Genomic DNA, 22,520 nt, shown 5'->3' with positions numbered 1-22,520 from the left:
TACGCTTTTTGGCAAAAAAAGTAGCAAATCGTGCCTTCGTTGCTCTGTCTTTCGGTTGATTCACGCCAAACGCATTCATACCGTGAATATTTTATTAATAATCAATAAATTAATAATCATTCAATTTTTTTGATTATGGTCATCAATTCTCTTCGATTTATTCCACCAAATAAAAACGTGATACTTATCACATCGACGAAGACATCGTCCCCCGAACGGAACAACCTGCGAGAGATTAATATTATGAAAAACGTTAAATATGCTGTTGCTGCTATCGCCCTGTCTGCCCTGTCTTTTGGTGCTTTCGCTGCCCAACCAGTAACTCAGGCACAGGCTCAGAAAATGAATGAAATGGGTACCGTGTCCGTTGACGGCGCGACCACTCTGGATGGTATGGAAGCTCAGCTGGCGCAGAAAGCTGCCGCAGCGGGCGCTACCGGTTATGCCATCACCTCTGCTAACACCAACAACAAAGTTAGCGGTACTGCGGTTATCTACAAATAATCGCCACCCTCTGTTATACCCCGTGAGCTGACCTCTCGCGGGTGCTCCAACCCTCATTGAACTTGTTGATACCCTTTTTTGCCCGGCTGCCACGCCGGGCTTTTTTTTGTCCGGGATTCAGCAAAGAAAAACCCGGGCCGCTTGCGCTTGCCCGGGCTACGAGAGTGTTGGCTGGATGAGGATTAATACGCCTGCGCGACGCGGGCCAAACCGGCTTCGAGGGAGCTCACTTCACCGGTCGCCAGCAGGCAGCAGGCCATCTGAATCTTCAGCGACTGCGGTACTGGCTCGACACCCGCCACGCAGCGTTCAATCCACTGCGCGGTCGTTTGCGGATCTTTTGCCGTTGGCAGCGCCACCGGCGCATCCGCCTGCTCGCTCTGACGCTCGTTCACCACCCGCGCGCCCGCGGCGTCTATCAGGGTAATCTGAGGACAGCGCAGTGGATTCGCGTACACTTCGCCTTCCGTGCCATGCATCAGTAGACTACGCCCGCCAATATCACTGAAGAACTTCGCCACTTTCCCCACATATTCCGGATGCGAAACGCTGGACAAGCGCAGCGCCGCATCCTCAGCGAACGGCGTTGCCAGCTTGGCCAGCGTATGCGCGCTGTTGCGCACGCCAAGCTGCCAGCGCAGGTTCAACTGACGCTCCAGCGGCGGGCAGAGTGCGCCGACAGGAATATAAACGGGCTGATGGCCGTCAAGCTTCGCCTGCGCCTGGCCGGCGTGACGGGTAGGTTCAACGCCCATGAGCTCAAAAATAGTTTCGGTGATCACTCGGGTAGGATCTTCACTGACCCCATGAACCACCACCGGAAAGCCCAGCTTATGCAGCAACATCGCCAGCAGCGGCGTCAGGTTGGCCTGCTTGCGCGCGCCGTTATAACTCGGGATCACAATCGGCATCGGTTTACCCACTGGCGGGGTCAAACGCATCGTTTTCTGCTGCATCGCTTCATAGAAGCCGAGCATCTCCGCCTCACCTTCCCCCTTAATGCGCATCGACAGCAGAATGGCGCCCATTTCCAGATCCGCAACGTCACCATCAAGCATTCGGGTGTACAGGCCGCGCGCGGTATCCTGATCCAGGTCGCGCGCATGATTTTTACCACGACCGATTTCTTTGATGATTTTGCGATAATCCATTTTCTGCTCCTTTGCTCGTCGTTGTGCGCAACGCCATCCGGCCTACACCGGGCTACCTTTTTTTACGGCGTGAGGGTTTCGCTTTCTGTTTTACTTCCGGCACTTCCGGACGTTCAATCGGGAACACCGGTAACGCATCCAGTAAACGCTTACCGTAGTTTTTGGTCAACAACCGCTTATCGTAGATGATCACTTCGCCCCAACAGCCGTGGCTACGAATTAATCGCCCCACCTGCTGAATCAGGTTAAATGACGCGCTTGGCAGGCTTTGCACCTCAAAGGGATAGCGATTGAGACTCTTAAGCCATTCACCCTCGGTGATGACCACCGGGCTGTCGATGGGCGGAAACGCGATTTTGTGGATGTGCACCTGGCTTAGCAACTCGCCTTTTAAATCCAGCCCCTCGGCAAAAGATTGTAGCCCAACCAACACGCTGCGCTCGCCGCTCTCCACGCGCTTGCGATGTAGCTCCACCAGCCGATAGCGCGGCTGATCGCCCTGCACCAGCAGCATTAGCCGCAGGTCGGTCACGTGCTCAAGGAAGCGCTGCATCGCCCGCCCGCTGGCGAACAGCACCAGCATGCCATGATGCTTCTTACTCTCAACCTGCTCGCGGAAATAGGCCGCCATTTCGGCAATATGCTGCTCTTCGTTTTCCATCAGCGGCTCGTAGCGCATCTGCGGGATCACGATTTTTCCCTGTTCGACGTGGTTAAACGGCGAGTCCAGCGCCACAAAGCGGTCGCCCGCTTTCTCTTTCAACCCGCTCATTTCCTGTAACCGCGAGAAGCTGTTCAGTGAGCGCAATGTGGCCGACGTCACCACAATATGCGGCACGCTGCGCCACAGCAGACGCTCAAGCTGGTCGCTCACGCGAATGCCGACGCAGTGGAACCAGACGTGCATCTGCCCATCGCGCACGTCGCGGGTCGCCCACTTGGTGACCGGCGCGCCCGACGCCTGCGAAAGCGACGCCAGCCGCCACAGTTTGCTCTGGGACTCAAACATGCCCAGCGCGCGATTCATCTGCAAGATAACCCGGTGCAGACGCACAATATCGTGGCTGCCAGTTTTCTCGCTGAGATCGTTTAAGAACAGCTCCGCCAGCCCGCGCAGCATTTCGGTGAGTTTGGCCAGACGCTGGCATATCTCCATCACTTCATCGGGCAACTCGCCCATTGGGAAGCGGTGTTCGGCTTCCTGAGTTGCTGGGAGATACAGATTAAGAATGTTATTCAGTGAAGCAATCAGCTCGTACAGCTCTTCGCAGTGCGCAGTCAGCCGTTCCGGCAACGCCAGCGGCGGCGTGGTTTTCGGGCGGAACTGCTCCATGCATGTCGCCACCAGCTTGCTGAACAGATCGAGCTGGAGCCGATACCACGGCGCAGTAATTTCGGCGCTCATCTCCAGCGCATCGCGCGCCACGTCCGGCAGGTGATGGCCTTCATCAAGCACCAGCAGCAGGTTTTTCGGTTCCGGCAGTACCGCTTCGCTCTCCATCGCCGCCATCACCAGCGCATGGTTAGCCACCACCACTTCGGCTTCCTGAATCTCGCGGCGCGCGACAAAAAACGGGCATTCGCGGTAGTAATGACAGTTACGGTTCAGACAGCTGGCTTTATCCGTACTGAGCCGCCGCCACAGGTCGTCGTCAATAGCGATATCGGTATGATCGCGCAGACCGTCCCACTTATAGCCATCGAGGTCGCCCTTCAGCTTCGCGCAACGCTTCTGTTCTTCCTGGTTGCTCGGCGTCAGCTCATCATCAAGGAACGCGAGCAGATCCTGCTGGTTCGGTTCGCTGCTGGCCAGCGCCGCAAGGTTACGCGGGCAGACGTAGCGGCCACGACCAAAGGCGGCGGTAAAACGTAGATCGGGGATGATTTTGCGCAGCAGCGGCAGATCTTTACTGTAGATCTGATCCTGCAGCGCCACGTTAGCGGTGCTGACCACCAACGTCTTTTGTTCTTCGCGAGCAATCGCAATACCGGGAATAAGATAGGACAAGGTTTTCCCGACGCCGGTCGGCGCTTCAATCGCCAGATGGCGCCCCTCTTCCCCAGCCAGCGTTTTGGCGACGTCCGCAATCATCTGCCGCTGCGGCGCGCGGGGGATAAAGTCGGGGATCTGTTCCTGAAGCGCCTTGTACCAGGCGGCGATTTGCGCTTTCAGCGCGGCGGTCAAAGCCATGAGAAAACCTGAGATACTGTATAAACAGCCACTATTGTGGCATTTTCTGTACGCCGTCGCAAAAAAGAAAGCCCGGCTTTCGGCCGGGCTCGCAATTTACTGTGCTGCTGCGGGTTTACGCGGGCGACGCGGCGGACGTGGCTTATCGCCAGCCGGTTTGCCTTCCGCGCTGCGCGGCTTGGCTTTCGGTGCACCACCGTCGTTGCGACGCGGCTGCTGCTGGCTGCGCCCCGCCCCCTGGCCTTGCCCCTGGTTCTGACCGCGACCACGACCGCCGCCGTTACCGCCGCCACGCTGCTGGCGACCGTTCTGAATCGGCTCGGCCTTAATGGACGGATCCGGCTCGTAACCCGGCAGCGCAATGCGCGGAATTTCTTTCTTCAGCAGGCGCTCAATGTCACGCAGCAGTTTGTGTTCATCAACACAAACCAGCGACAGCGCTTCGCCGGTCGCCGCCGCGCGGCCAGTACGGCCAATACGGTGCACGTAATCTTCCGGCACGTTTGGCAGCTCGTAGTTCACCACGTGCGGCAGCTCTTCAATATCCAGGCCGCGCGCGGCGATATCAGTTGCCACCAGCACGCGAATATCGCCGGATTTAAAATCGGCCAGCGCACGGGTACGCGCACCCTGCGATTTGTTGCCGTGGATCGCGGCGCTGCGGATGCCGTCTTTATTCAGCTGCTCCGCCAGATGGTTGGCGCCGTGTTTGGTACGGGTGAACACCAGCACCTGCTGCCAGTTGCCTTCGCCAATCATCTGCGACAGCAGCTCGCGTTTACGCTTTTTATCGACCATATGAACGTGCTGGGTCACCTGCTCGGAAGCGGTGTTACGGCGCGCCACTTCAATTTCCAGCGGGTTGTGCAGCAGTTTTTCCGCCAGACCTTTAATGTCATCAGAGAAGGTCGCGGAGAACAGCAGGTTCTGACGCTTCGCTGGCAGCTTAGTCAACACGCGGCGGATATCGTGGATGAAGCCCATGTCCAGCATACGGTCCGCTTCATCGAGCACCAGAATTTCCACCTGATCGAGCTTGACGGCATTCTGGTGTTCCAGATCCAACAGACGGCCCGGCGTCGCCACCAGCACGTCAACGCCACCGCGCAGCTTCATCATCTGCGGGTTGATGCTCACGCCGCCGAACACCACCAGCGAGCGGATGTTCAGGTATTTACTGTATTCACGCACGTTTTCGCCAATCTGCGCCGCCAGCTCACGGGTTGGGGTGAGGATCAGCGCGCGCACCGGGCGACGGCCCTTCACGTGAGGCTCGCGAGAAACCAGCAGTTGCAGCAACGGCAGGGTAAAGCCTGCGGTTTTACCGGTGCCGGTTTGCGCGCTGGCCATCAGGTCACGGCCCTGCAGTACCGCAGGAATCGCCTGCTGCTGGATGGGGGTGGGTTCGCGATAGCCTTGCTCAGCAACGGCACGCAAAATATCGGGGTTCAGTCCGAGGGAATCAAAAGACATAAATACTCCACACCCACCCCGACCGCATGCGGTGTAGTTTTCGAGGGGATAAAAAAACAGGTAATGACAAAAACCACAATGTCATGAAGGGGCGGAGTGTAGCAGTTTTTGTGATTCACCGCATAAATTATCCCCTTCGCGGTAGAAAACAAGATTATTCACCAGACTGGACAAGCGCAAAAACCCGGCATAATCTTAATCAATCGTTTGATTAATTCTGGTGGCATGATGAATACGACACCGATAACCAGCAAAGGCGAGCAGGCCAGGAGCCAGCTCATCGCCGCCGGGCTCGCCCAGTTTGGCGAGTATGGCCTGCACGCCACCACCCGCGATATTGCCGCTCAGGCCGGGCAGAATATTGCCGCCATCACCTACTATTTTGGCTCAAAAGAAGATTTATACCAGGCCTGCGCCCAGTGGATTGCCGACTTTATCGGCGAAAACTTTCGCGCCCATGCCGAAGCCGCCGAGCAACTGTTTGCCCAGCCGCAGCCGGACAGAGAGGCCATGCGCACCCTGATCCTCCGCGCCTGCCAGAACATGATCTTACTGCTGACCCAGGACGATACCCTTAACCTCAGCAAATTTATCTCTCGCGAGCAGCTGTCGCCGACCGCCGCCTACCAGCGTATCCACGATCAGGTCATTGCCCCGCTGCACGCGCACCTGACCCGGCTGATCGCCGCCTATACTGGCTGCGATGCTAACAGTACGCAGATGATCCTCCACACCCACGCCCTGCTGGGCGAAGTGCTGGCGTTTCGCCTCGGGCGAGAAACCATCCTGATGCGCACCGGCTGGACGCAGTTTGATGCCGACAAAGCCGAGCAAATTTTCCAGGTAGTGACCTGCCATATCGATCTGATCTTGCAAGGATTAACGCAAAGGAGCCTCAACTCATGAAAAAACCGGTGGTTCTGATTCTGGCGGTGGTGGTCATCGTCGCGCTGATTGGCGGCGGCACGTGGTGGTACCAGAGTCGGCAAAACAACGGCCTGACGCTCTATGGCAACGTGGATATTCGTACGGTGAACATGAGCTTCCGCGTCGGCGGCCGCTTGCAGTCATTGACGGTCGACGAAGGCGACGCCATCAAGCAGGGGCAGACCCTCGGTCAACTGGACCAGGCGCCTTATGAAAATGCCCTGATGCAGGCTAAAGCCAACGTCGCGACGGCGCAGGCGCAGTACGACCTGATGATGGCAGGCTACCGGGCGGAAGAAATTGCCCAGGCCGCGGCCTCGGTGAAACAAGCGCAAGCAGCCTACGACTATGCGCAAAGCTATCTCCAGCGCCAGCAGGGATTGTGGAACCGAAAACTGCTGTCGGCCAACGATCTGGAAAACGCCCGCTCGTCCCGCGACCAGGCGCTGGCGACGCTGAAATCGGCACAGGATAAACTCAGCCAGTATCGTGCGGGGAATCGTCCGCAGGAAATTGCCCAGGCGAAAGCCAGTCTCGAGCAGGCGCAGGCGCAGCTGGCCCAATCCACTCTCGATCTGCATGACACCGTACTGACCGCCCCCTCTGACGGCACCCTGCTCACTCGCGCGGTTGAACCCGGCAGCATGCTGAGCGCAGGCAGTACCGTACTGACTCTTTCCCTCACCCGTCCGGTGTGGGTCCGCGCCTATGTGGACGAGAAAAATCTCAACCAGGCGCAGCCGGGCCGAGAAATTCTGCTTTATACCGACGGCCGCCCAAATAAGCCGTATCACGGCAAAATTGGTTTTGTCTCCCCGACCGCGGAATTTACCCCGAAGACGGTTGAGACGCCGGACCTGCGTACCGACCTGGTCTACCGTCTGCGTATTATCGTCACCGACGCCGACGACAGCCTGCGACAGGGGATGCCTGTCACGCTTCAGTTCAACGAAGAGTCGCGCCATGAGTGACGGCCAGATTCAGCTACGCGGGCTGGTCAAACAGTTCGCCGGCATGGATAAACCGGCGGTCGCCCGGCTGGACTGCACCATCAACGGCGGCTATGTGACCGGTCTTGTCGGCCCGGACGGCGCGGGAAAAACCACGCTGATGCGCATGCTCGCCGGGCTGCTGAAGCCGGACGAAGGCAGCGCGACCGTGCTCGGGCTGGATCCGATTGCCGACGACAGCGCGCTGCATTCGGTGTTGGGCTATATGCCGCAGAAATTCGGCCTGTATGAAGATTTAACGGTGATGGAAAACCTTAATCTCTATGCCGATCTGCGCAGCGTAACCGGAGACGTCCGCGAAAAAACCTTTGCCCGGCTGTTGGAATTTACCGCCCTGGGGCCGTTTACCGGACGGCTGGCGGGGAAGCTCTCCGGCGGCATGAAGCAGAAGCTGGGGCTGGCCTGTACGCTGGTTGGTGAGCCAAAAGTTTTGCTGTTAGATGAACCCGGCGTCGGCGTCGACCCCATCTCACGCCGTGAACTCTGGGAGATGGTGCACGAGCTGGCGGGCGACGGCATGCTGATCCTATGGAGCACCTCCTATCTCGACGAAGCCGAACAGTGCCAGGACGTGCTGCTGATGAACGAAGGCGAGCTGTTGTATCAGGGGGAACCCACCGCCCTCACCCGCACCATGGCCGGGCGCAGCTTCTTAATGCACAGCCCGGAGGAAAATAACCGCAAGCTGCTGCAACGGGCGCTGAAACAAGAGATGGTCAGCGACGGCATGATTCAGGGCCGTTCGGTCCGCGTGATCCTTAAAAAATCGGCAACCGCCGAGGCGCTAAAGCAGGCGCCTGGCATGCCTGAACTGGAGATGGAAGAAACCGCGCCGCGATTTGAAGATGCTTTTATTGACCTACTGGGCGGCGCGGGCACCTCGGAATCGCCGCTGGGCGCCATTCTCCACACCGTTGACGGCTCGCCGGATGAAACGGTGATTGAAGCCAAACAGCTCACTAAAAAATTCGGCGATTTCGCCGCCACCGACCACGTTAACTTCGCCGTCAAACGCGGCGAGATCTTCGGCCTGCTGGGGCCGAACGGCGCAGGGAAATCGACCACCTTCAAGATGATGTGCGGGCTGCTGGTGCCCACCTCCGGCAATGCGCTGGTGCTGAACATGGACCTGAAAGTCAGTTCGGGTAAGGCGCGTCAGCATCTCGGCTATATGGCGCAGAAATTTTCGCTGTACGGCAACCTCACCGTCGAGCAAAACCTGCGCTTCTTCTCCGGGGTGTACGGCCTGCGCGGCCGCGCACAGAACGATAAAATCGACAGCATGAGCAACGCTTTCGGTCTGAAAGCCATCGCGCGCCACACCACCGACGCGCTGCCGCTGGGGTTTAAGCAGCGCCTGGCGCTGGCCTGTTCGCTGATGCACGAGCCGGATATTCTGTTCCTTGATGAACCCACCTCGGGCGTAGACCCTCTCACCCGCCGCGAATTCTGGCTGCATATCAACAGCATGGTGGAGAAAGGGGTCACGGTGATGGTCACCACCCACTTTATGGATGAGGCGGAATACTGCGACCGCATAGGCCTGGTCTATCGCGGCAAGCTGATTGCCAGCGGCACGCCGGACGATTTAAAAGCGCAGGCGGCGGATGACCAGCAGCCGGATCCAACCATGGAACAAGCCTTTATCACGCTGATCAACGACTGGGATAAGGAGCATGCCGATGAGCGCTAAGATGCTGTCCTGGCGGCGCGTGCGCGCGCTGTGCGTGAAGGAGACGCGGCAGATTGTCCGCGACCCCAGCAGTTGGCTGATTGCGGTGGTCATCCCGCTCTTACTGCTGTTTATCTTCGGCTACGGCATTAACCTCGACTCCAGCAAACTGCGCGTCGGCGTACTGCTGGAGCAGCAAAGCCAGGAAGCGCTGGATTTCACCCACACTCTGACCGGCTCCCCCTATATCGATGCCACCATCAGCGACAACCGTCAGCAGCTGATTGAAATGATGCAGGCCGGGCGTATTCGCGGCCTGATCGTCGTGCCGGTTGATTTCGATAAGAAGATGACCCGCGTTGGCGACGACGCGCCGATTCAGGTGATTACCGACGGCAGTGAACCGAATACCGCCAACTTTGTTCAAGGCTACGTTGAGGGTATCTGGCAAATCTGGCAGCAGCAGCGCGCTGAGGATAATGGTCAGGAGTTCGAACCGCTTATCGACGTGCAGACCCGCTATTGGTTTAACCCGGCGGCCATCAGCCAGCATTTTATTATTCCCGGCGCGATCACCATTATTATGACGGTCATTGGCGCGATTCTCACCTCGCTGGTTATTGCCCGCGAATGGGAGCGCGGCACCATGGAAGCGCTGCTTTCCACCGAAGTGACCCGCGTCGAGCTGCTGCTGTGCAAGCTGATTCCCTACTATTTCCTCGGCATGCTGGCGATGCTGCTGTGCATGCTGGTATCGGTGTTTATTCTCGGCGTGCCGTACCGCGGTTCGCTGGTGATCCTGTTTTTCATCACCAGCCTGTTTTTGCTCAGCACGCTGGGGATGGGGCTGCTGATTTCCACCATTACCCGCAATCAGTTTAACGCCGCCCAGGTGGCGCTGAACGCCGCGTTTCTGCCGTCGATCATGCTGTCCGGGTTTATTTTCCAGATAGACAGTATGCCCGCGGCCATTCGCGTGGTGACCTATATCATCCCGGCGCGCTATTTTGTTAGCACCCTGCAAAGCCTGTTCCTGGCGGGCAATATTCCCGTGGTGCTGATGATTAACACCTTGTTTTTAATCGCTTCGGCGGTGATGTTTATTGGCCTGACGTGGATGAAAACCAAACGTCGATTGGATTAACGCTGGCACTCGTATTTTGCCCGACGGCGCTGCGCTTACCGGGACAACGAGGCTTGTAGGTCGGGCAAGCGAAGCGCACCCGATATGAGGAAAGCACTATGTTTTATCGCTTATGGACGCTTATCCGCAAAGAGCTACAGTCGCTACTGCGCGAGCCGCAGACCCGCGCCATTCTGATTATGCCGGTGCTGATCCAGGTACTGTTGTTTCCCTTTGCCGCCACGCTGGAAGTGACCAACGCCACCATCGCCGTCTATAACGAAGACAACGGCAAGCACGCCGTTGAATTGACCCAGCGCTTCGCCCGCGCCAAAGCGTTTACCCACGTGCTGCTACTGAAAAGCCCGCAGGAGATCCAGCCAACGCTCGACACCCAAAAAGCATTGCTACTGGTGCGTTTCCCGGCCGACTTTTCGCGCAATCTCGATACCTTCCAGACCGCACCCATGCAGCTGATACTCGACGGGCGCAACTCCAACAGCGCGCAGATTGCCGCCAACTACCTGCAACAAATCGTCAAGAACTACCAGCAGGAGCTGATGGAGGGGAAAGCAAAGCCGAACAACAGTGAACTGGTGGTGCGCAACTGGTACAACCCGAATCTCGACTACAAGTGGTTCGTGGTACCCTCGCTGATCGCCATGATCACCACCATCGGCGTGATGATCGTCACCTCGCTGTCGGTTGCTCGCGAGCGCGAACAGGGTACGCTGGATCAGTTGCTGGTCTCCCCGCTCGCTACCTGGCAAATTTTTGTTGGTAAAGCGGTGCCCGCGCTGATCGTAGCCACGTTCCAGGCCACTATCGTGCTGGCCATCGGCATCTGGGCCTATCAGATTCCTTTCGCCGGTTCGCTGGCGCTGTTTTATTTCACAATGGTGATTTACGGGCTATCGCTGGTCGGGTTCGGGCTGCTGATTTCCGCGCTGTGTTCAACGCAGCAGCAGGCGTTTATCGGCGTGTTCGTCTTTATGATGCCAGCGATTCTCTTGTCGGGCTATGTGTCGCCGGTTGAGAACATGCCGGTGTGGCTCCAGCATTTAACGTGGATTAACCCGATTCGGCATTTTACCGATATTACCAAGCAGATTTATTTGAAGGATGCGAGTCTGTCGATTGTCTGGGGGAGCCTGTGGCCGCTACTGTTTATAGCGGCCACGACGGGATCAGTGGCGTACGCGATGTTTCGCCGCAAGATCGCCTGAGGTTTTTTCTTTCACCAGCAGCGAGAACACGGCTGGCCCAGCGAGAATAACCAGACCGGCCACCGCCAGCAGGTAGTTATTTTGCAGCACGCGCGACAGCAGCCAGACGACAATCATCGCCGCGCCAAAATACCAGGTGGTGGTCAACTCTTCGAGCACGTCGGCGACGTCTCGCCAGCGCTGCTCGTGGTGACGCTGTAGCGCCAGCATCAGTAAAACGGTAACGGCATACACGACGCAGAGACCCAGGCCAACGCGCACCAGCGCGCCGCTCATCCAGCCCATCACCAGCACGGCGGCGACCAGCAAATGCAACATAATCTGCCAGCAACTTAGCCCCGTTGCGACACGAACTCGTTGTTGCCACTTCATGGCTTCTCTCCTGAAGAATTTTATTTGCTTATTCAGAGTACCCGAGTGTACGGAAAATTCCGTAAATGTGGTGCTTTTTGTGACGTTGGTGTCACTTTTTCGCTCAGGAAGAGAGCAATTTGTCTGTTTTTAGCGCAATCAATGCCAGCTAAAAAACAACCGCCACGGCGGAGCTCAATTGAGTTACCCATCGGTAAGCTGCTTTTAACGTGCGTTTGAGACCAGAATAAAATCCGAAAAAAATCCCGGAACCAGTCCGGGATCGTTTAATTCACTCAGCCTACCTAGCGGCGATTACCAAAAATCCGCAGCAGCATCAGGAACAGGTTGATGAAGTCGAGATACAGCGTCAGCGCGCCGAGAATGGCGTACTTACGCAGATTTGAGGTATCGCGCACGTCAATCTGCTCGCCGATGTTTTTCAGCTTTTGGGTGTCGTAGGCGGTCAGCCCAACAAAGATAATCACGCCGATATAGGTAATCGCCCACATCAACGCTTCACTTTTCAGCCAGAAGTTAACCAGCGAGGCCAGCACGATACCTATCAGCCCCATAAACAGCATGCTGCCCAGGCCGCTGAGATCGCGCTTGGTGGTGTAACCGTACAGGCTCATGATGCCGAACATCCCGCCGGTGACCACGAAGGTGCTGGCGATGGATGAGTAGGTGTAGACGATGAAAATGCTCGATAGCGTCAGCCCGGTGAGCGCCGAGTAAAGCATAAACAGCGTGGTCGCCATGCCCGCACTTAAACGCTGCACCATGCCGGAAAGCACGAATACCAGCGCCAGTTGGGCGATGATCAGCCCAAAGAAGGTGATTTTGCTGGAGAAAACAAACATCATCACCGCCGGCGTGTTCGCCGCGTACCACGCAATAAACGCGGTCAGCAGCAGCCCGCAGGTCATCCAGCCGTAAACCTGAGCCATGTAGGTTTGCAGACCGCTACGGGCCTGCACGATTGAATCAGAGCGAGGGAATCGATCCATGACGTTCTCCTGAATTAATGAAAGCCTGAAGTAAGTGTAACGCTACCAACGCTCGGCTGCCTGTTTATCGCTGTCGCGCGCTTCCACCCAACGCTCACCTTCCGGTGTCGCTTCACGCTTCCAGAACGGCGCGCGGGTCTTTAGATAGTCCATGATAAATTCACCGGCGTCAAAGGCGCTGCCGCGATGGGCGCTGGTGACGCCGACAAAGACAATCTCTTCGCCCGGCCACATCTCGCCGATGCGGTGAATCACGGTGACACGGCCCAGCGGCCAGCGTTCACGGGCGGCGTCGACGATTTCCGCCAGCGCTTTTTCGGTCATACCCGGGTAGTGCTCGAGGCTCAGCGCCTTCACGCTATCGCCAAGATTATGGTTACGCACTTTGCCGGTAAACGTCACCACCGCGCCATCTTCATCTCGTTCAGCCAGCCAGGGATATTCATCGCCAACGCTAAAGCGTTCATGGCGAACGATAATACGGGTTTCGCTCATGTTACCCTCCCGTCACCGGCGGGAAAAACGCCACTTCATCACCATCGGTAACCGGGTGATCGAAACTCACCAGAGTCTGGTTCACCGCCGCCAGCAGCTTGCCCTCTTCGAGGGCCAACGACCAGCGCCCTTCCTGCGCGGCCAGATGCTGACGCACGGCTTCCACATTGGCAAATTCAGGCGCCAGCGCCAGCGAGTCCACGCCCACCAGCTCACGAACCTGAGCAAAAAACAGCACATTAATCATGAGTATCCGCCTTGAAATCGCCCGATTTACCGCCGCTTTTCGCCAGCAGGCGAACCGGGCCAATAACCATATCTTTTTGCACCGCCTTACACATGTCATAGATGGTCAACGCCGCGACCGATGCGGCGGTCAGCGCTTCCATTTCGACCCCGGTTTTCCCGGTGAGGCGACAGAGTGATTCAATGCGCACGCGGTGGTGTTCCAGCTCCGCCAGCAGGTTCACTTCCACCTTGCTCAGCATCAGCGGGTGACAAAGTGGGATAAGATCCCAGGTGCGCTTAGCCGCCTGAATCCCGGCGATACGCGCGGTGGCGAACACGTCACCTTTATGGTGGCTGCCTTCAATAATCATCGCCAGAGTTTCCGGCTGCATGGTGACAAACGCTTCAGCGCGCGCTTCGCGGACGGTTTCGGTCTTGGCGGAGACATCCACCATGTGGGCTTCACCCGCTGCGTTAATATGGGTCAGTTGCGACATCGTTTATTTCTTCAGATGAGGGTGGAAGTTACACGGACGGGTACGAGCATCCAGCTGCGGGGCAATAATGTTATCCCACGCGGTGCGGCAGGCTTTGGTCGAACCCGGCATCGCAAAAATCAGCGTCCGGTTGGCCATCCCGGCAACGGCGCGCGATTGCAGCGTGGCGGTACCAATCTCCTCGAAAGAGAGCATGCGGAACACTTCGCCAAAGCCTTCTATTTCGCGGTCAAACAGCGGCAGCAGCGCTTCCGGCGCCTGATCGCCATCGGTCAGCCCGGTGCCACCGGTGATCAACACCACCTGCACGTCGTCACGGGCAATCCAGGCAGAAACCTGGGCACGAATCTGATAGCGGTTCTCTTTGACGATCGCCTTATCGACAATCTGATGTCCGGCCTCGTGGGCCGCATCGCGCAGGAAGTACCCGGAGGTGTCATCCTCCTCGCCGCGACGGTTGGAAATAGTAAGAATAGCAATGCGTGTCGGGATAAATTCAGCGCTCACCTGACTCATTTAATAGCTCCTTGATAGCCAATTATCCGCCGATATAGGATAAATTCTGGGTAATGCCGGTATTGCCCTGGTGCAGGAAGTGGGTCTGTTTTTTATGCGTCAGGGCTTCAGCAATACGCTCTTCCAACGCCTGCTGCTGGGCGTCATCGGCCAGCAGTTCGCGCAGGTCAACGCCGCCGTCGCCAAACAGGCACAGATGCAATTTCCCAACGGACGATACGCGCAGACGGTTACAGCTGGCGCAGAAGTCTTTCTCATACGGCATGATTAAGCCGATTTCCCCTTCGTAGTCGGGGTGACAGAAAACCTGCGCCGGGCCGTCGCTGCGCTGACGGATCTGATGGATCCAGCCTCGCTTAAGCAGTTCGTCGCGCAGCACCATGCCCGAGATATGGTGCTTGCGAAATAGCTCGCTGCCCTCGCCGGTTTCCATCAGTTCAATAAAGCGGAGTTGAATGCGGCGCGGTTTGATCCACGCCAGAAAGGTGTCGAGCTGGTGATGGTTCACGTCGCGCATCAGCACGGTGTTGACCTTCACTTTTTCAAAGCCGGCGGTGAAGGCGGCATCGATGCCCTCCATCACCTGGCGGAATTTGTCCTGACCCGTGATGGCGTGAAACTGACGCGCATCAAGGCTATCAACGCTCACGTTGAGTGCCGTCAACCCGGCATCACGCCAGGCGGCAACATCGCGCGCCATGCGGTAGCCATTGGTGGTCACGGCAATCTGGCGGATAGAGGCATTTTCTTTTACGGCGGCGATAACGTCGGTAAAGTCACGACGTAACGACGGCTCGCCGCCGGTCAGACGCACTTTTTCCGTTCCCAGCGCCGAAAAGGCACGCGTCACCCGGCGAATTTCGTCCAGTGACAGAAATCCTTTGTTGGTGACCCCATTCGGCTGATAGCCGTTCGGCAGGCAATAGGTGCAACGGAAGTTGCAGACGTCGGTAATCGACAGGCGCAGATAGAAAAACCTACGCGCAAACGCATCGGTGAGTTGTAAAGCCATAGACACCTTTCCAAATACGGGAGGCGAGATCATTTCTTCCTTCGCCCTGGCAACGGCGTGACCCGTTGCGGCCAAAGCACCTTATTTTTCAACTTAGGCGCAGAGGCTAGAGTGTTTTGTTCAGCCTGTTGTACACAGCGAACTGAACCAGGTTATGCCGAATAGTAGCGCGAGAATAACAGTTTCGCCATTTTCGCTTTCGCTATATAAACTTATACATAGCGACACGATCGTGCACTTTCCCTACAGAATACGTAAAAATCACGTTTTTGCATTGATATACGTCATTTTGACCGGTACAGAGCATCGTCTTTTAGTGGTAGTTAGGCTAATGTAAGCGGGTTTTCAGGACATAAGGAAGTAGTATGCGCAATCGCACTTTTGCCGATCTCGACCGCGTGGTGGCGCTCGGCGGCGGCCACGGCCTTGGACGCGTGATGTCATCCCTGTCATCGCTGGGCTCTCGCCTTACCGGTATCGTCACGACCACGGATAATGGCGGGTCTACGGGACGTATTCGTCGTTCAGAGGGCGGCATCGCCTGGGGCGATATGCGTAACTGTCTTAATCAATTAATCACCGAACCCAGCGTAGCGTCGACAATGTTTGAGTATCGTTTTGGCGGCAACGGTGAACTTTCCGGGCATAACCTTGGAAACTTGATGTTAAAGGCGTTAGATCACCTGAGCGTACGCCCTTTAGAGGCGATCAATTTAATCAGAAACCTACTAAAAGTTGAGGCGTCTTTAATCCCGATGTCCGAACAGCCGGTCGATTTGATGGCAATCGATAGCGAGGGGCATGAAATCTACGGCGAAGTGAATATCGATCAGCTGACGCTGCCGCCGCAGGAGCTGATGCTGACCCCGTCAGTGTCCGCTACCCGCGAAGCAGTACAGGCCATCGCCGAAGCCGATTTAATTCTCATCGGGCCCGGTAGTTTCTACACCAGTCTGCTGCCAATCCTGCTGCTACCGGATATCGCTCAGGCCATGCGCCGCACGCCTGCGCCGATGGTCTACATCGAAAACCTGGGTCGCGAGCACAGCCCTGCGGGCAATCTGACGCTTGCTGACCGCCTTCACCTGCTGGAGCACTATATTGGCAAGCCGGTGATTGATGCCGTGATTGTAGGTCCGAAAGCAGACATCAGTGGCACAGAGGGCAAAGTGGTTATCCAACAGCCGCTGGAGGCTAGCGACATACCCTACCGCCACGATCGCACCCTGTTACGTGCGGCGCTGGAAGAGGCGCTTCAGGCCTTTGGCCGCGCTTCCTTAAAATCTTAAGGTTGTCTTAAAATAGATCGGGCAGCATAACGAGCATCAATCTTCATAGGTTACCGTTATGCTTCGCCTGTTACGTAAACGTCCCGTTGTCAGCCGTCTGACCTACATTATTCTGTTCGCGCTCTATATTGCTCTGGCGCTGAACGTCGTTTTTTATCGTCAGGCATTTAGCCTGCTGCCGGTAGACAGCCTGCACAATACCCTCGTCTTCCTGACCATGCCGGTAGTCGCTTTTGCGGTGATGGCAATTTGTCTGGCGATTGCGTCGGTTATTCGACTTGAGAAGCTCCTCGTCACGCTGTTTATTCTGCTCAGCGCCAGCGCGCAGTATTTTATGAAGAATTACGGTGTGATTATTGACCGTTCAATGATCACCAATATCTTCGATACCACACCCGCCGAGAGCTACGCGCTGCTCTCTGGTCAAATGATTGTCGTGCTGGGTTTAACCGCTCTGCTGTTTATTGCCCTGGCGTGGTGGATTAAAATTAAACCGGCGGCAAATCTGTGGCGCGGCGCGTTAATGCGTGTCGGTACCGTCCTGGTTTCAGCACTGTTAATCGTACTGGTCGCGGGCCTGTTTTATAAAGATTACGCCTCGCTGTTTCGCAATAATAAAGAGCTGGTGAAATCGTTGAACCCATCAAACAGTATTGTGGCGCTCAACTCCTGGTATTTTCACCACAAGATGGATAATTTGCCGCTGGTAAAAATTGGTGAAGACGCGCAGCAAAAAGCCATCATGAAAAACGGACCGCGTAAGAACCTGACCATTATTGTTCTCGGAGAGACCTCGCGCGCCGCAAACTTCTCGCTGGGCGGTTACGATCGCGACACCAACCCACTGTTAGCGAAAGATAACGTGGTCTATTTCCCGAAAACGACCTCTTGCGGTACAGCAACGGCGGTTTCTGTTCCCTGTATGTTCTCCAATATGCCGCGAGCTCGCTATGATGAGTCTTTAGCCCATCATCAGGAAGGCCTGCTCGATATTATTCAGCGCGCGGGAATTCAGGTGCTGTGGAACGACAACGACGGTGGTTGTAAAGGCGCCTGTGACCGCGTACCGCATCAGGATATGACGGCGATGAAGTTACCGGGACAGTGCATTGACGGCGAATGCTATGACGACGTGCTGTTCCACGATTTAGAAAAAACCATCGACAGCATGCAGGGTGACGGCGTGATTGTGCTGCACACCATCGGCAGCCACGGCCCGACCTATTACAACCGTTACCCACCGCAGTTCCGTCGTTTTACGCCAACCTGCGACACCAGCGAAATTCAGTCTTGTTCTCAGGAACAGCTGAAAAATACCTACGACAACACCATTCTGTACATCGATTATATTGTCGATAAAGCGATTAAACTGCTGCAATCAAAGCAGGATAAATTTACCACCAGCCTGGTTTATCTTTCCGACCACGGAGAGTCGTTAGGTGAAAATGGCGTTTATCTGCACGGCTTACCGTATTCTATTGCGCCAGAAACGCAAAAACATGTGCCGATGCTGTTATGGTTATCTGACGATTATCAAAAACGCTATGGCGTGAACTACGATTGCCTGCAAAAACAGGCCAAAGAAAATGACTATTCTCAGGATAATCTGTTCTCTACCGTACTGGGTATGACTGGCGTAGAGACAAAGGAATATCATGCAGCGGATGATATATTAGCGACCTGCAAATAGAGGCGAACAGATGAAAATATTAGTCGTTGAAGATGACACGCTGTTACTGCAGGGGCTGATTCTGGCCATGCAGAGTGAAGGATACGCCTGCGACGGTGTTGCCACCGCGCAGCAAGCGGCGCTGAGTCTTGCGAATGGCCACTATAGCCTGGTGGTGCTGGATCTTGGCCTGCCGGATGAAGACGGGCTGCATTTCCTGCATCGTATGCGTCAGGAAAAAATGAGCACTCCGGTGCTGATTCTGACGGCCCGCGATACCCTGGAAGACCGGGTCAGCGGCCTGGATACCGGTGCCGACGACTATCTGATCAAACCCTTTGCGCTCGAAGAGCTCAATGCCCGCATTCGTGCGCTGCTGCGCCGTAATCTCAATCAGGGCGATAACGAGGTGACGGTCGAAAATCTGCGCCTTAACGTCACTCGCCGCCAGGTATGGCTAGACGGCGAACTGCTGGAGCTGACGCCTAAAGAGTACGCCCTACTTTCCCGCCTGATGCTCAAGGCTGGCAGCCCGGTGCACCGCGAGATTCTCTACAACGATATCTACAACTGGGATAATGAACCGGCAACCAACACGCTGGAGGTGCATATCCACAACCTGCGTGACAAAGTGGGTAAGGCCCGTATTCGCACCGTGCGCGGCTTTGGCTACCAGCTGGTTAATTCCAGCCCAACGGAGTAACCCATGGCATTATTCTCCGTTCGCCAATGGCCAATGCGCCACCAGTTGCTGCTGGCGATTGGCCTGATTCTGATCGTATTCCAGCTTATCAGCGTGTTCTGGCTGTGGCATGAGAGCAAAGAGCAAATCGAGCTGGAAGTGGCGATGCTGCTCAACAACCACAACAACGTGAAACATATCCGCCACGAAGTTCGTGAAGCGATTGCCAGCCTGCTGGTGCCAAGCGTGGTGATCATCGGACTAGCGCTGTTTTTGTGTCTACAGGCGGTCAAACGTATCACCCGCCCTCTGGCTGACCTACAGCAAGAGCTGGATCGCCGTACCCCGGGGAATTTACAGCCCATTTACCTACAGCAAACCACCGTTGAGGTTGAAGCGGTCACCAAAGCCATCAACCAACTGGTGGAAAACCTGACCCAAACGCTCGACCGGGAACGCCTGTTCACCGCTGACGTGGCCCATGAGCTACGTACTCCGCTGGCGGGGTTAAAGCTGCATCTGGAGCTGCTGGAGAAAACGCAGAAACTGAGCCTTGCCCCGCTGATTCAGCGTTTGGATCAGATGACTGAAAGCGTTGCGCAACTGCTACTGCTGGCGCGGGTCGGCCAGTCCTTTTCAGCGGGAAGCTATCAGCAGGTGAATTTGCTGAGTGATGTGCTGGAACCGCTTAAGGACGAGCTGGAAACGATGCTGGAGGTGCGAGCGCAGAAGTTAGTCATTGCCGAGCCGACACCCACGGTAACCGTTGCCGGTGATGCGACGCTGCTGCGCCTGATGGTTCGTAACCTGGTAGAGAATGCACATCGCTACAGCCCAAAATCAACCACCATTACGCTGTCGCTGGCCGCAGACAGCAAACCAATGTTGATTGTGGAAGATGAAGGGCCAGGAATTGATGAATCGAAGGTAGGCGAGCTGAGCCAGGCTTTTGTGCGCATGGACAGCCGCTATGGCGGCATTGGCCTCGGGCTTAGCATCGTGACGCGCATCGCCCAGCTGCATGAAGCGGCGTTCTTCCTGCAAAACCGCGAAAACACAACCGGGACGCGGGCATGGGTAGAGTTTTTGCCGACAAAGCGCTAAGAGAAGTCAGTAGCTCAACAGCCAGTGGCTCAGGAAACCGGCAACGATGGCAACGGAGACGAGTAAGGTAAATAACTGCTGGAAATTCAGATTCGACATGACGCTACCCCTAATGATTTTAAGGATAGTATCAGCAGAATAGATTAAGTGAACATTAAGGCGGATAGCGGGATCGTGATGGCCGCCGCAACTCAGATAAATAGAGCCTGGTACACCCCCCCATAAGCCGGATAAAGCGTTTGCGCCGCCATCCGGCAAATGAGCCGAACGGCCTGATGGCGCTACGCTTATCAGGCCGACTCGATATTTTCGCTGCGGATCACGACGCTGCGATAAACAGTTCACGCAGTTGATGCAAACGGTCGCGAATTTCTGCCGCTTCTTCAAACTCGAGGTTCTGAGCGTGTTTCAGCATCTGCGCCTCCAGCGTTTGAATCTGCTGCTGGAGCGCTTTCGGCGTCAGCGCTTTCACGTCTGGCTCAACGATTGGCGAGGCAGAACGAGACTTGCCGCGCCCCTTCGCTTTCGTTTTCGCCAGCCCCTCGCCCATCGCCAGAATATCGACAACGTCTTTCACCAGCCCCTGAGGCACGATGCCATGCTCTTCATTGTAGCGTTCCTGCTTCTCGCGACGGCGTTCCGTTTCGCCAATCGCCTTCGCCATTGATGGGGTAATCTTGTCGCCGTAGAGAATGGCCTTACCGTTGATATTACGCGCGGCACGGCCAATGGTCTGAATCAGCGAACGTTCCGAACGCAGGAAGCCCTCTTTGTCGGCATCGAGAATCGCCACCAGCGAGACTTCCGGCATATCCAGGCCTTCACGCAGCAGGTTGATACCCACCAGCACGTCAAACTCGCCCAGACGTAAATCCCGAATGATCTCCATACGTTCAACGGTGTCGATATCAGAGTGCAGGTAGCGTACGCGCTCACCGTGTTCTTCGAGATATTCCGTCAGGTCTTCCGCCATGCGTTTGGTCAGGGTTGTCACCAGCACGCGTTCGTTGATAACCGAGCGCTTGCGAATTTCTGACAGCAGATCATCCACCTGAGTCGCCACCGGGCGTACCTCAATCAACGGATCAAGCAGGCCGGTTGGACGCACCACCTGGTCGATAACTTCGCCGCCGGATTTCTCCAGTTCATAGTTACCCGGCGTTGCCGAAACATAGATGGTTTGCGGCGCCAGCGCTTCAAATTCTTCGAACTTCAACGGGCGGTTGTCGAGCGCCGACGGCAGACGGAAGCCGTACTCGACCAGTGTCTCTTTGCGCGCCCGGTCGCCGCGGTACATGCCGCCAATTTGCGGAATGGTGACGTGCGATTCATCAATCACCAGCAGGCCGTCAGCCGGCAGATAATCGAACAACGTCGGCGGTGGCTCGCCCGGCCCGCGCCCGGACAGGAAGCGTGAGTAGTTTTCAATGCCCGAGCAGTAGCCAAGCTCGTTCATCATTTCAAGATCGAACTGAGTACGCTGGCTCAGACGCTGCTCTTCGAGGAGCTTGTTATTTTCCAGCAGCACCTTGCGGCGCTCTGCCAGCTCAACCTTGATATCTTCCATCGCCTGGACAATGCGCTCACGCGGCGTGACGTAGTGCGATTTCGGGTAGATGGTGAAGCGCTGAATGGTCGACTCGACGTGCCCGGTTAGCGGATCGAACAGCGAGAGGCGCTCGACCTCTTCATCAAACAGCTCAACGCGCAGCGCCAGATCGTCAGACTCTGCCGGGAAGATATCAATCACCTCGCCGCGTACGCGGAAGGTCGCGCGCTGGAACGCCTGATCGTTGCGGGTGTACTGTAGCTCAGCCAGGCGGCGCAGAATTGAACGCTGGTCGATAATCATGCCGACCGTCAGGTGCAGCATCATTTTCAAATAGAGATCGGGATCGCCCAGGCCGTAAATCGCCGACACCGAGGCCACCACCACGACATCGCGGCGCTCAAGCAGTGCTTTGGTGGCGGACAGACGCATCTGCTCAATGTGTTCGTTCACCGAGGCGTCTTTTTCGATAAAGGTGTCGGAGCTGGGAACGTAGGCTTCTGGCTGGTAGTAATCGTAGTAGGAGACAAAATACTCCACCGCGTTTTCCGGGAAGAATGCCTTCATTTCGCCATAGAGCTGCGCGGCCAGCGTTTTGTTCGGCGCCAGCACCATCGTCGGACGCTGGAGATCGGCAATGACGTTGGCCACAGTAAAGGTTTTCCCCGACCCGGTAACGCCCAGCAGCGTCTGGTGCGCGAGACCGTCCTCCAGCCCCTCTTTCAGACGTGAGATGGCTACCGGCTGGTCGCCGGAAGGGCTGAACGCGGAATGTAATTTAAAGGGTTTACTCATGGGCAACGCTACCTGATAACGGATGGGTCGGGCTGGAGATTAATTC

21 protein-coding genes and 1 riboswitch are annotated in these 22,520 nt (G+C 56.3%); of the genes, 10 read left to right on the top strand and 11 right to left on the bottom strand.

The genetic code is table 11. The annotated features are described in order from the left end of the window. Positions 1 to 243: 243 nt before the first annotated feature. A complete protein-coding gene (gene ybiJ / locus K7B04_RS12860) occupies positions 244 to 504 on the top strand; it encodes a DUF1471 family protein YbiJ (protein WP_064548464.1) in 261 nt (86 codons plus the stop codon). 182 nt (positions 505 to 686) lie between these two features. On the opposite strand, the gene ybiB is transcribed toward ybiJ, so the two are convergent. The 3 genes from ybiB to rhlE form a co-directional block, all read right to left on the bottom strand. Further along, positions 687 to 1,655, bottom strand: coding sequence for a DNA-binding protein YbiB (ybiB, locus tag K7B04_RS12855; RefSeq protein WP_163447070.1), 969 nt, complete (start codon positions 1,653 to 1,655; stop codon positions 687 to 689). A gap of 52 nt (positions 1,656 to 1,707) precedes the next feature. Beyond that, positions 1,708 to 3,846: an ATP-dependent DNA helicase DinG gene (gene dinG / locus K7B04_RS12850; protein WP_163447073.1), complete on the bottom strand. Its 2,139-nt coding sequence runs from the start codon at positions 3,844 to 3,846 to the stop codon at positions 1,708 to 1,710. A gap of 96 nt (positions 3,847 to 3,942) precedes the next feature. Then, positions 3,943 to 5,319: an ATP-dependent RNA helicase RhlE gene (rhlE, locus tag K7B04_RS12845; RefSeq protein ID WP_163447075.1), complete on the bottom strand. Its 1,377-nt coding sequence runs from the start codon at positions 5,317 to 5,319 to the stop codon at positions 3,943 to 3,945. A 228-nt stretch (positions 5,320 to 5,547) separates the two neighbouring features. On the opposite strand from rhlE, the gene cecR reads away from it, so the two are divergent. From cecR to K7B04_RS12820, 5 genes are all read left to right on the top strand, one after another. After that, positions 5,548 to 6,225 (top strand): transcriptional regulator CecR, encoded by a 678-nt coding sequence (cecR, locus tag K7B04_RS12840; RefSeq protein ID WP_223804164.1) that lies wholly within the window; start codon positions 5,548 to 5,550, stop codon positions 6,223 to 6,225. Next, positions 6,222 to 7,217 carry a secretion protein HlyD gene (gene hlyD / locus K7B04_RS12835; protein ID WP_223802198.1) on the top strand — a complete coding sequence of 332 codons (996 nt, stop codon included), beginning with the start codon at positions 6,222 to 6,224 and terminating at the stop codon, positions 7,215 to 7,217. The genes cecR and hlyD overlap by 4 nt, the downstream gene beginning before the upstream one ends. After that, complete coding sequence (locus K7B04_RS12830) at positions 7,210 to 8,949, top strand: ATP-binding cassette domain-containing protein (RefSeq protein ID WP_223802197.1); 1,740 nt, start codon at positions 7,210 to 7,212, stop codon at positions 8,947 to 8,949. Before hlyD ends, K7B04_RS12830 begins: the two co-directional genes overlap by 8 nt. Beyond that, a complete protein-coding gene (locus tag K7B04_RS12825) occupies positions 8,939 to 10,072 on the top strand; it encodes an ABC transporter permease (RefSeq protein ID WP_065355571.1) in 1,134 nt (377 codons plus the stop codon). The genes K7B04_RS12830 and K7B04_RS12825 overlap by 11 nt, the downstream gene beginning before the upstream one ends. A gap of 98 nt (positions 10,073 to 10,170) precedes the next feature. Next, on the top strand, positions 10,171 to 11,277 hold the full coding sequence (locus tag K7B04_RS12820; protein WP_167576358.1) for an ABC transporter permease: 1,107 nt from the start codon (positions 10,171 to 10,173) through the stop codon (positions 11,275 to 11,277). On the opposite strand, the gene K7B04_RS12815 is transcribed toward K7B04_RS12820, so the two are convergent. From K7B04_RS12815 to moaA, 7 genes are all read right to left on the bottom strand, one after another. Beyond that, positions 11,239 to 11,649 (bottom strand): YbhQ family protein, encoded by a 411-nt coding sequence (locus K7B04_RS12815; RefSeq protein WP_223802196.1) that lies wholly within the window; start codon positions 11,647 to 11,649, stop codon positions 11,239 to 11,241. The two genes, K7B04_RS12820 and K7B04_RS12815, sit on opposite strands and share 39 nt — an antisense overlap. A gap of 284 nt (positions 11,650 to 11,933) precedes the next feature. Beyond that, complete coding sequence (locus K7B04_RS12810; protein ID WP_167576359.1) at positions 11,934 to 12,638, bottom strand: Bax inhibitor-1/YccA family protein; 705 nt, start codon at positions 12,636 to 12,638, stop codon at positions 11,934 to 11,936. 42 nt (positions 12,639 to 12,680) lie between these two features. After that, positions 12,681 to 13,133 carry a molybdopterin synthase catalytic subunit MoaE gene (moaE, locus tag K7B04_RS12805; protein WP_064548441.1) on the bottom strand — a complete coding sequence of 151 codons (453 nt, stop codon included), beginning with the start codon at positions 13,131 to 13,133 and terminating at the stop codon, positions 12,681 to 12,683. 1 nt (position 13,134) lies between these two features. Next, a complete protein-coding gene (gene moaD, locus K7B04_RS12800) occupies positions 13,135 to 13,380 on the bottom strand; it encodes a molybdopterin synthase sulfur carrier subunit (RefSeq protein ID WP_064548439.1) in 246 nt (81 codons plus the stop codon). Next, positions 13,373 to 13,858 carry a cyclic pyranopterin monophosphate synthase MoaC gene (gene moaC / locus K7B04_RS12795; protein ID WP_223802195.1) on the bottom strand — a complete coding sequence of 162 codons (486 nt, stop codon included), beginning with the start codon at positions 13,856 to 13,858 and terminating at the stop codon, positions 13,373 to 13,375. The genes moaD and moaC overlap by 8 nt, the downstream gene beginning before the upstream one ends. Before the next feature lie 3 nt (positions 13,859 to 13,861). Next, the gene (gene moaB / locus K7B04_RS12790) at positions 13,862 to 14,374 is read right to left on the bottom strand and encodes a molybdenum cofactor biosynthesis protein B (RefSeq protein ID WP_223802194.1); all 513 of its coding nucleotides are present in this window, start codon (positions 14,372 to 14,374) and stop codon (positions 13,862 to 13,864) included. Positions 14,375 to 14,396: 22 nt separating this feature from the next. Beyond that, the gene (gene moaA / locus K7B04_RS12785) at positions 14,397 to 15,386 is read right to left on the bottom strand and encodes a GTP 3',8-cyclase MoaA (protein ID WP_167576361.1); all 990 of its coding nucleotides are present in this window, start codon (positions 15,384 to 15,386) and stop codon (positions 14,397 to 14,399) included. Beyond that, positions 15,374 to 15,510, bottom strand: a riboswitch (molybdenum cofactor riboswitch). Its footprint overlaps the gene before it by 13 nt. A gap of 241 nt (positions 15,511 to 15,751) precedes the next feature. Between moaA and yvcK the strand changes: the two genes are divergently transcribed. The 4 genes from yvcK to pmrB are packed head-to-tail and all read left to right on the top strand — an operon-like array spanning position 15,752 to position 20,130. Then, the gene (gene yvcK / locus K7B04_RS12780) at positions 15,752 to 16,675 is read left to right on the top strand and encodes a uridine diphosphate-N-acetylglucosamine-binding protein YvcK (RefSeq protein ID WP_163447095.1); all 924 of its coding nucleotides are present in this window, start codon (positions 15,752 to 15,754) and stop codon (positions 16,673 to 16,675) included. Between the two features lie 58 nt (positions 16,676 to 16,733). After that, positions 16,734 to 18,365, top strand: a complete 1,632-nt coding sequence (gene eptA / locus K7B04_RS12775) for a phosphoethanolamine transferase EptA (protein ID WP_163447097.1) — start codon at positions 16,734 to 16,736, stop codon at positions 18,363 to 18,365. A gap of 10 nt (positions 18,366 to 18,375) precedes the next feature. Beyond that, positions 18,376 to 19,047 carry a two-component system response regulator PmrA gene (pmrA, locus tag K7B04_RS12770; protein ID WP_163447099.1) on the top strand — a complete coding sequence of 224 codons (672 nt, stop codon included), beginning with the start codon at positions 18,376 to 18,378 and terminating at the stop codon, positions 19,045 to 19,047. Positions 19,048 to 19,050: 3 nt separating this feature from the next. Further along, a complete protein-coding gene (pmrB, locus tag K7B04_RS12765) occupies positions 19,051 to 20,130 on the top strand; it encodes a two-component system sensor histidine kinase PmrB (protein WP_163447100.1) in 1,080 nt (359 codons plus the stop codon). A 319-nt stretch (positions 20,131 to 20,449) separates the two neighbouring features. Here the strand turns inward: pmrB and uvrB are convergent, their stop codons facing one another. Beyond that, complete coding sequence (gene uvrB / locus K7B04_RS12760; protein ID WP_163447102.1) at positions 20,450 to 22,474, bottom strand: excinuclease ABC subunit UvrB; 2,025 nt, start codon at positions 22,472 to 22,474, stop codon at positions 20,450 to 20,452. Positions 22,475 to 22,520: the final 46 nt, after the last annotated feature.

Origin of the sequence: Kluyvera sp. CRP, from assembly GCF_019930565.1 — a bacterium.
Taxonomy (GTDB): domain Bacteria; phylum Pseudomonadota; class Gammaproteobacteria; order Enterobacterales; family Enterobacteriaceae; genus Kluyvera; species Kluyvera georgiana_A.
The sequence above is the reverse complement of the archived record's forward strand: the minus strand, read 5'-3'. Positions and strand labels throughout refer to the sequence as shown.